The 10,584-nt window shown below is 38.9% G+C and carries 7 protein-coding genes and 1 pseudogene; all 8 read right to left on the reverse strand.

Annotation, left to right across the window (positions count from 1 at the left end; all coding sequences use genetic code 11):
• Positions 1-3,698: type VII secretion protein EssC (essC, locus tag DWX57_RS13845; RefSeq protein WP_120124753.1), on the reverse strand; the 3,698-nt coding region annotated here is incomplete at its 3' end.
• A 17-nt stretch (positions 3,699-3,715) separates the two neighbouring features.
• The gene (locus DWX57_RS13850; RefSeq protein WP_055280670.1) at positions 3,716-5,488 is read right to left on the reverse strand and encodes a hypothetical protein; all 1,773 of its coding nucleotides are present in this window, start codon (positions 5,486-5,488) and stop codon (positions 3,716-3,718) included.
• 14 nt (positions 5,489-5,502) lie between these two features.
• Positions 5,503-7,440 (reverse strand): leucine-rich repeat domain-containing protein, encoded by a 1,938-nt coding sequence (locus DWX57_RS13855; RefSeq protein WP_055147843.1) that lies wholly within the window; start codon positions 7,438-7,440, stop codon positions 5,503-5,505.
• Positions 7,441-7,442: 2 nt separating this feature from the next.
• Positions 7,443-8,393, reverse strand: a complete 951-nt coding sequence (locus DWX57_RS13860) for a PASTA domain-containing protein (RefSeq protein ID WP_055147846.1) — start codon at positions 8,391-8,393, stop codon at positions 7,443-7,445.
• Between the two features lie 334 nt (positions 8,394-8,727).
• The gene (locus DWX57_RS14495) at positions 8,728-9,258 is read right to left on the reverse strand and encodes a hypothetical protein (RefSeq protein ID WP_238051949.1); all 531 of its coding nucleotides are present in this window, start codon (positions 9,256-9,258) and stop codon (positions 8,728-8,730) included.
• Complete coding sequence (locus DWX57_RS13870) at positions 9,259-9,801, reverse strand: RNA 2'-phosphotransferase (RefSeq protein WP_015533469.1); 543 nt, start codon at positions 9,799-9,801, stop codon at positions 9,259-9,261.
• Entirely contained in the window at positions 9,794-10,153 is a 360-nt protein-coding gene (locus DWX57_RS13875) for an SMI1/KNR4 family protein (RefSeq protein ID WP_015533470.1), read from the reverse strand. Before DWX57_RS13875 ends, DWX57_RS13870 begins: the two co-directional genes overlap by 8 nt.
• A gap of 9 nt (positions 10,154-10,162) precedes the next feature.
• A pseudogene (locus DWX57_RS13880) lies at positions 10,163-10,584 on the reverse strand (ParB/RepB/Spo0J family partition protein); the annotation flags it as partial.

A 10,584-nucleotide genomic window follows, 5' to 3' on the forward strand; every position in this document is an offset into this window, starting at 1 on the left:
CTGCCCGTAATTGTATAGCAGAATGTTCTCCTAAGGTCTATTCCATATCCCTCCGCACTTACACTGTCATATCCTATCGGCAGCATATATCCATTACACATCTGTGCAACATCATTACGCCTCTTGAATATCTCCCACGTAGGTTTTTCTGGAATTTCAGGAACACCTTCCGCTACCTCAGTAGCTCCTTCAGCCATAGATGCACACATATTGCGAAGTAACTCTATACGTTCCATATCATCGCACCTATCCGTAGCTATCGCTGTCTGGAATTCCATTACTTCTCCATCGACCTTTATGAGTCCTCTTCCCTTTAGATTTTCCGGTTCAAGCTCCACTCTTCCTGTTCTCAGAACCGATGAGTACATATACTTTTCATTCAGGCTCAATGCCACTGTTTCAGATATATTGTCTTCTATCCTTCCAGGTATTCCCGTATTACCAAATCCATTTGCAGTTACAATCGTATATATTCCATATGCAGTACCATCATGAACAATCTTCTGCATATTATCATCATATATTTCTGCTGTTTTTTCACGAAATCCAGCATAGTTATCTATTATGAACACTACTGCAGGCATATCGTTTTTGTTAACTTTTTTATAGGAGTTGAAGCTTATTCCACCAAGAATATTTTTTCTTGTAGATATAATCCTGTTTATTAAGAATATCAGTTTCCTAATTCTGTCATCATCATCCTCGCTAACAAAACCGCCAACCTGTGGAGCCTGTTCAAAACACCGCAAAGATTTATTGCTAAAGTCTGCTATGTATATATTTACTTCTGAAGCTTTATATCTGGTTATCAATGATGCAATAAGTGTCTGAACAAAGGTACTTTTACCACTTACATTCGTTCCACATACTGCAATATTTCCAGCATCCGCAATATCGATCCTATATGGTTTCTGACTTTGCCTTGATGGATCATCGTACATTCCTATAGTTGCCACCAATGAATATGCATCATCTGATTTATTTATCGGATATTCATCATCTATATCGTCTATAAATATAGGATTAGCTATTGGTGGTATCCACAAACTATAATCTCTGTTATATCCATTTTCTCTTGCTACCTTGGCCAAATACTCTTTAACCGCATCCAACTGCGTTACGCTGTTTGCCGGATTTGACACTTTGGCAATTTTCTTCTTTCTTATAATCTCCGAACCAGAAGCTGAAAGTATCGCAGTTCGTGTATCTTCACCAGAAACCGCATCTCCCCGATACTCAGCTCCACTCCAGCCAGACTGGAATAGCTCATACACTTCATCATTTCCAACCTGCAGATATCCCCTTCCTGCCTGAGTTATAAAAGCAGCATCCTCCTTGTGCAGCATCTCTTTACTGTCCTGCTTATCCTGCACTCTAAGACACAGCTTAAACTTGGAATTCGACCAGATATTTTCGTCGACTGTTCCTGCTGGTTTCTGCGTAGAAAGGATCAGATGAACACCAAGGCTTCGTCCAACCTGTGCAACACTTATAAGCTCCTTCATAAATTCCGGCTGTTCTCGCTTCAGCTCGGCAAACTCGTCCACTATTATAAACAGATGTGGTACCGGAAGTTCTACCTCACCGGCTTTTACAAGCTTGGTATAATTATTAATATTGTTCACTCCGGCCTCATTGAAGACTCTCTGTCTTCGCATATTCTCGCTCTTTATGGACACCATAGCTCTCTTTATCGCACTTCCTGACAGATTCGATATTGCTCCTATCATGTGTGGAAGACCATCAAACAGGTTTGCCATTCCTCCGCCCTTATAATCAATAATGAAAAAGCCTATATCATCAGGGCTGTAGTTTATCGCCATTGAGAGAATATATGTCTGCAGCGTCTCCGACTTTCCCGATCCTGTAGTTCCCGCAACAAGCCCATGGGGACCATGATATTTCTCATGTACATCAAGAATACAGTCCTTGCCACCAGCCGACTGACCTATGACAGCCCGCATACTGTTGTAATTTTTGTTTGTCTTCCATCTGTCGAGAACCCGCAATTCTTCCAGCCTTTGTATTCCCAGCATATCAAAAAATGTAAGGCTGTCGGGTATACCGCCAGCCTCCACATCTTCGTTCACCTTTATAACTGCTATTCTGTCGGCAAAAGCTGCCAGTTGACTTTCTGTCACCTTATCAAAATCTACATGGCTATACTCATCCGTCTTCATCCTATGGATTCCCGAAAACTGTTTGTCGATTATAAGCTCATAAGTAGTGTCATTCAACAACTGCGATTCCTTATCAGCCAAGGTTACCACTGTGAAAGAATATTTCTGTGCATCTGTTGTTATGTACTTATTTATCGCATGCCCTTCCAGCAGAGAAGTATCAGCAACAAACAACACAATGTGAGTAAACTGTCGCTTCTCTATAGTATAATCTTTCTGTTCCCGGTCTCTCAGAATATCAATAATTCTGAAAAACAGGTCGTCCACTGAGCTTCTATCTGACGCCATCAGTCTCTCACTATAATCATCGAGCCACACATGCGGCATAAACCTATAGTTCATCCATTCACTGCTATCAGTTTCAGAATCGAATGCAAATGCAAGTTTTACATCACGATAAGAATTATTCGCTGCTATCTGTGCAATCATGGTTCTTGCCACATCAAATGCTTTGCTCTTATCTCCCACTCCAACTATACCTATTATACCTGTAGCTCCGAGATCCACGCCCTGCGGAACATCCTTTATTCGTGAATATACAGCCTTTACTTTGCCCGGAATCTGTATCAATTCATCATCAGACTGTTCCATTCGTATCTTAGGAACAGTTATATACTCTGACACATCCAATGTTCCCAGGCCAACTCGCTCCACCAGATAATCCTTATGATTCCTGTTTCTATTCCACAATTCAGTTGACTGATCTGTATATTGCGTTATAACATCAGGAGATTTGTACATATCTCCGAGCATATTTTTTATAGTATTCTGATTAGAAGCTATCTGTTTTATCTGCCGCCTCAGATATCTGGCATACCCAGATCTCCTGTCAAGCTCCCCCTGTGCATTTCTCTTCTTATCATAATGCATATTGATGAAGGCCCATAACACTCCTATAACCGCAGATGCAGCAGCAGTGATAAGACCTGTATACATAAGCATTCCAGAATTGCTCCCTGATGATCTGTAGCTGTACATAGCAAGAACTCCTCCAAGCATCATAGGGATCATCATCGTAAATGTTGGTCCTATAACCATCAAGAGCGGTTTCTTTTCTATCTGCTGTTTTGCCGGTGGATTCTCAATTGTCACAGACTCTATAACCGGCTCCTTCGTATTTCTGGGGGATCTGTGAAAAAATCTGTCTTTTCCCTGAACATCCTCATACTTAAGCGCCTCTGAATCCAAGTATGGCAGATTGACAATAATACTGTCTTTTAAGTCGTTCTGTATAATCACACCGATAATCTGCACACAATATATTATCCTTAAAGCACCGAGTTCTATAATATCTCCACATTTGAGCTTGTATCCTGACTGTACCAGATTGCCATCCACGGTCAAGCTACGACTGCCAGTATCACATATAATCCATCCATTTCCATTTTCCACAAATTCGGTCTGAACACCAATCATTTCCGGGCTTCTCACCACAATCTCATTCTCGTCAAGACTTCCTATTCTTATACGATGGACACCCGATATCATATATTTATCCACAGGAGTCATAAATTCCATAAGATTTCCTCTTTCGACTATTTAATAACACACTTTACAGCACTTGTGCTGGCACCATTCTGCACGTTTCCGCCTGACTTATAGCAAGGAACAACCTTAATATAATATTTTCCAGCTTTCAGTCCGGTTATGGTTGTACTGGTACCCGTTATCTTACTCTTTGAATTATATAGTGACATCTGTCCACAATCTTCACTGTCCTTCTTGTAGCCATAATAATATATCCTATATTCGCTGGCATTATACTCCTTCTTACTATTAGACCACTGTATATATAACTGTCCTGATTTTTTAGATTCTGTATTCGCTATCTTAACTATGTTTGGCACCACTTTTATAGTTCTGGTGATAGACTTTGTACTATAGTGCGCAGCATCCGCTCCCTTTGGTGTAAAGGTAGCTGTAATCACTACACTGCCAAATGCTTTGTTATTCATAACCTGAACTCTTCCACCTGCCGCATTGATCGCAAGCAATTTAGGATTACTTGATTTGAAGCTAAATGTACCCTGACAATCACTAGGTGCAACACACTCAAAGCCATGTGTTCCATTTGCATTGTGCCATGTTGTTGATATAGGACTCTTGAACGAGATCACCGGTACCTTTTTTTCAATTCTAAAATTCTTTACAACTCTCTTTCCTGATACACAGTTGGAACCATTTGCCGTAACAGTAACTGTCGCTGTACCAGGCTCTTTATTATTTGCGTATTGTACTGTATAATCTGATGCCTTCAGCTTTGCACTTCCATACGCAACTGTAACTGCAGGCTTGAAATAACTTCCGCTATATGTATAAGAATTAGCAGCTAATGTCACTGTCGCTTTTGTTATATCCGCCTGAGAAATTGTAAATGTCTTACTTACTTTTCCAGTTAAATTCTTACAACCCTCTATGGCTGCCTCCGCTTTATTTCCGGCCGATACATTATTCTTTAAAGTAATCTTATAGTTATCAGTACCCATTACCGCACCATTCAGCTTCACTGTAACCTTTGGTAACTTTGCTGTTCCGTCATATACACAAGATGCCACATCTATCGATGCAGACTGCACATTTGCAGGCTTAATTGTAAATTCCTTCTGGATCTCTCCGCCATAATCTCCACATCCAGTCACCACAATCTTTGCTTGTGTTCCTGCATTAATATTGTCTTTATAGGTGACCTTATAGTCTGTACCCTGTTCAATAACTCTTCCCTCATACTTGACCTGTACTGTCGGAGCTATCACCTTGCCTGTATATACATATGGTTTATCATCTGAAATGATCACCTCAGCACTGTCCTCTGATAAATTCAAGGCTGAAGGCTTGTACACATTATTATCCTGTCCGCTTGGAGCAATATCAAAACGGTGAGCCCCCACGACTTCATTGCACTTTAGATATGAACCAGACTTAACCTCAAGAGTCATGATACTGCCTCCACATGAGATTATCTTGTCTATTTTGCATGGCTCACTGCCTATGGCCAGTTTTTCGCAGTAGAGTCTCATGGACTGTGCGGTAAGTCCACGTATCTTCAGCTCGTCTTTATCCTCACTGTAATCTATTTTTCCATACACATACGCATCCGCTGCTTCAGACTCGGTCATGGTTATCCATGCAAGCGCTCTTCCGTTTGGTGATGTACTTAATCTTACTCCAACTGGATAATTTGCTATGCAATAATAGGTTTTTACCGCATCAGTCGAATCCGACTCATCAGCGTGTGCCTGCACCATACCAAATGAACATATAGCCAAGACAATCATCACTGCCGCTATAAGTTTTTTTACTCTCGTCATCTGAAATGCCCCCTTTACTTCCTTATATCTCCTCTGCTATTTGTAACCTTCTGTGATTCAACGCCATTTTTCTTCACATAAATTACAGGATAGTATCTGCTATACTTTGATACATTCACAGTAATAACTACTTTCTTGCCTTTCTTTACAGTTTTTATATGTGGCTTACCATATAGTTTTTTCATCTTTGACGATTCATACACTTTTACGATAACCTTTGAATTCGGAGTAGGATTATTTACTGTTACTTTTAGTGTTTTGCTGTTATGGGCAATTGACACAGATGACATCACCGGTCTTACATAATATGTAATCTTTCTTACCTTCTGCTCATATACACCATTATCACCTGCTTTTATCGTAACTATAGCTTTACCAACACCCTTTATTGTTATCTTTCCATTATTCGCTACAGAAATAACCTTAGGATTGGATGAACTATATGTAAGTCTGACTCCACCCTTTGCTGAGGCTCCTATGCTTCTCTTCACGCCCTTCTTATAATTATACTGTGTCTTTTTACTCTTAACCTGTATGCTCTGAGGTTTTCTTACCTTCACAGTGATTGTTTTTGAGCATGGCTTATAATTTGACTTTGTCTTATTATTAGCGCATATTGTTATTTTGGCTGTACCCGTTTTTGTGACTGTTATGACTCCTCTGTCATTGACCTTGAGTACATTCTCGTTTGAACTTGTGTACCTTATCTTCTCATTTCCTGAAGTCGTAGCTGCCAGGGTCATAGATGCTGTTCCACGACTGTTCAGAAGAAGCGTATATGTACCTGCGGCCTGCTTACCATCCTTCTTAACAGAAAGCTTGCATGCTGCCTGAACTATTGAGAATTTCATTGTGAGTGTGCCGATATTCTCATTTTTTCCTGTAATCTTTATAACAGCGGTTCCGACATTTTTATTATTCGAGTATGTAACATCATATGCATCTGCATTTACTACAGAGCCATCATTATCCGTAACTTTAATTACCGGTTTTATAGGCTTTCCCGTATAAGAATAACTCTTAGCCGGAATACTTACATTCATACTGTTTTCATCAAACCTATAAGCCCTCCTGATAATCACATTCTCATCAGAATCCGGAGTATATATGTTGTTACCAGCCTCATATGTATACAGATATGTTCCGGTTGGATTTCCCTCCTTGAACAAGCCGGTTCCAAAATCCGCATCCGCCGGTCTTCTTAACAATCTAACATATTGAAGATTTTTGCACCCTATAAAACAGAAATCGCCCAGTTTTGTCAGTCTTTCCGAAAAATCCAGATGCTCTAACAATTCGCATCCCGCAAAGGCACAATTTCCAACACTTGATAAATTATCAGGAATATCTATGTTCTTTATTCTGTTACAGCCCTGAAAACAATAGTCTCCCAGATTCTTGGTATACTCTGATAATTTCAAATCGGTTATGCTATAGCACTCTCCAAATGCAAACTGACCAAGTTCGTATATCTGAGATCCAGACATGTCTACATTCTTCAAACTTGAACATCTGGCAAATGCATACGCCCCCACCGACAAAGTTCCTTTCGAAAATTCCACAGACTTTAAAGAAGTACATCCATAAAAAGCCCTTCGTCCTATAGTGAGAGGTTCGTCTCCCTCTATAACCACAGACTCCAGATTTGTACATCCTGAAAATGCATTGTTACCTATATGTGTAACTCCAGGCTTTACTACAACCTTTATAACATTGAAATTAGTCCACGGCTTCTTGTCCTCCAGTCCAAAGTCAATCATCGCCTTATTTGTGGAAACATCCAATGTCAGCACCCCACTGTCACCATTATATTCAGCCCTGATTCCAGCATCCTCCGACACTGCATTCGTCGAAGCATATGCCTGTACCATTTCTGGAACAAGGCTGACCATACACATAATCACTGCTCCTACAATTACTGTAATTATCCTTCTCTTTAACTCCTTTTTCATGATCAATCACCCCACTCTTCTTCTTCTGTTATAAACTCATCTTCATTTACGCTTGATGTTCCGCTGTCCGCCTGTTCATTTGTTCCCGAACCACCAGATGATCCCGATCCACCACCTGCTGAACCGGAGCTTGCAGCCACAGACGAGCTTGTCTTCTTGCCCTTACTCACTATCAGATACAACTGAGTATCTTCAGTCATCTCAGTTCCCGCCTTTACGCTTTGTCTGATGATCACATTCTCATCAACGGTATCAGAATTCTCCTGGAGGGTACTAAAGGTGATTCCAAGGGTTGAACACTGTATAGTTGCATCATTCAAGGTCATACCTACAAAGTCAGGAAGTTTTACTGTCTGCTCTCCCAGGCTTACTGTGACCTTTACAGAACTCCCCTTTTCTATGCTGGTTCCCTGTGTATCCTGCTGTTCAATTATCAAGCCAGCCGCAACATCCTTACTATATTCTTCAGTTTCTTCAAGCTCTATACCAGCCTCTGTAGCCATAGCTCTGGCATCATCCAGAATTTCACCAACAAATTCCGGCACAACTGTCATCTCCTTGCCTTTACTGACCGTTATTCCAACTGAAGCCTTACGTTTCACCTTCATTCCCTTGGCTATATCCTGTGAGATAACGCATCCTTCTTCTACCTCAGAACTGTATTCTTTTTTCTCCTCAAGCGTTACACCAGACTCTCTGGCAATTTGTTTTGCCTCCGCCGTTGTGTGCCCAACAAAATCAGGCACAACAGATTTCCTATTAACCATCATGATAATTAACACAACTGAAACCAATACGATTCCAGCTATTACACCTATGATGATCTTCATATTGGGTCCATGCTTGTCAGAATCACCAGCTTCAAGTGCTTTTAAAATGTCTTCAAGCTCATCTCTGCTATCCTTCGCAGCTTCTCCAACGCCCGCAGCTCCAACATCATCTTCCCGCGACACAACACCATCTCCTTTACATTATTGTCAAACAATAGTATTGCATCATCAATTATTTTTGTCAACAGTCATTTAGTTTTTCTCTATTTAATTATAAAAAAATACATTGTTTTCATAACAAATGTTGTTAAGTAAACAATGTATTTTTACAAACCATAAATTTTATTATCTATTGACTAAAATCATGTCTTCTATCTCGTCACGTTGCCAATCATACTCTTCGTCTTCACCAATTGGCAGATATTGGGGCTTCTCTTGTGGATTATAAATATACCATCCTATTTGTTGAAATATCTTTAAAACTGCTCCTTTAATCTAATAATTTAAAAACAATATTTTATAATAAACATTTCGAATTCTTAATTTCTTTCATTTCTTCTTGATTCAAATTTTTAAATTCTATCCCAACGAAATAATCGTCTAAAAACAATAAATTATTTAAATCATTAATCCTATATGCATTTAGAACACACTCCTCAATATCATCTCTTAATATTAAAATTGCATTTTCTGACTTATATCCTTGATTTCTTGCCAATGTTCCTATATCTTGGCATGCCTCTGTAGAAGTAAGATTTTGCACATATCCCCATTTCGAAGCAATTGTTGCATCTGTCAAATCCAATACCTTTTGACCAGATAAATTTATATCGTAACTAATTGCATATTTAGCCGTATTTCCATGTTCCGCTAATTCTGCAACTATTGTATTGCTATCTGCACCTACATAAAATCCGCCTCCGAATCTACTTCCTTTATTAAAAAATTGTGGATCAATACCATTTAAAACACTTTGCGCTTGATTTGCACTTCCAACTGCATGTTGTACAGATAGACTTCCACCCTTAAATCTACTGGCTTCTATCAACTATATTTCTGTTATATATTTACTTGGTATTACATCAGCTAACCATACCTTTTCATTTCCAAAATAAAAAAGTATTCCATCTTCCCAAGCTCTTTTTGCATCAATTTGCAAAACACATGGTTTATTATCACGTCTTAATCCAACACTCTGTGCTGTACTAATATCTTGTGACAAATGAACATATTGTCTTCCTTGAGGTAATAGGCCATTAATTTTTATACTTGATAAAAATCTTCTAGCCGTACCATGATATAAAATATCTGGAGGTATCATTTTTTCTTTCTTTATGTGCATCGGAATTGAATGACCATAAAATGCTCTGATTTTTCCACCGCTTATTTCATGTCTCTTCTTCTCTGATTTATCTATCATAACTAATAAATCGTCTTCTGATGTACCTATCCATTTCATATCCTTATTCAGAGCATCCACTAATTGTTCTACTGACACCCAACCTTCTTCATCCATCTCCAACTCATATTCCCAAGGTGCATGACGAAGTGCATACGATACTTCTTTGCTTAATTCTTCATAATTAATCATCTGCTTCTTCCTCATCTATCATTTCCTGTATTGCTTCCTTAAACCATTCCCAGAAAGTATTATACTCTTTTCTCTGTTCATATCCAGCACTTGCAAAATCATGAATAATTTGGACTTTACTATTTTTTTTAATATCAAAACAAGCTATATCATCACTATCATCTCTTCTAGCAAAAGGAACAAGTTCTCTATCTGGATAACGTTCCTTTAATCCTTTAATTCTTTTTTCAACCTGTTCTTTGCTCATTAAGTACCAAAAATCAAAGTCCACCAGATTTAGTTCAACAATTTTTAAAAACTCTTTGGGATAATTAAATTCTTGATATACTTTACTTACATCATATATTTCCATGTTTGCCTCCTACTTTATTGTATCCATATCAAACGCTCCAAATGGATTACTATTTCTAAAAGATGCCTTTTGTTTTCCAACTCTTAGACTAATTGCATCGCCCCATGTAACAGGAACACCTTTCTTAGTTGTAAATCTCTCGATATATTCCTCAGGTAAAATATCATTATATCCATGCACATTAGCTTTAACATTAATACCAGCTTCTCTTGCAGATACAACACGTGTATTATCTATTGTTGTATATATTCCATCAGGCATTTCTACCACATCAATCGGGTCACCCTTCCACCCATTCTTCTTCATGCTATCTATAATCTCACTTGAACCATTTACAGACGATTGACTATATCTTATTTCTTTAGGATTAATTGTCTTACTTCCACCCTCACAAGTAATACTTCTTTCAGACTCCACCCGTCCTTTGCTAG

This window comes from Coprococcus sp. AF19-8AC, from assembly GCF_003603115.1.
GTDB lineage: Bacteria > Bacillota > Clostridia > Lachnospirales > Lachnospiraceae > Coprococcus > Coprococcus aceti.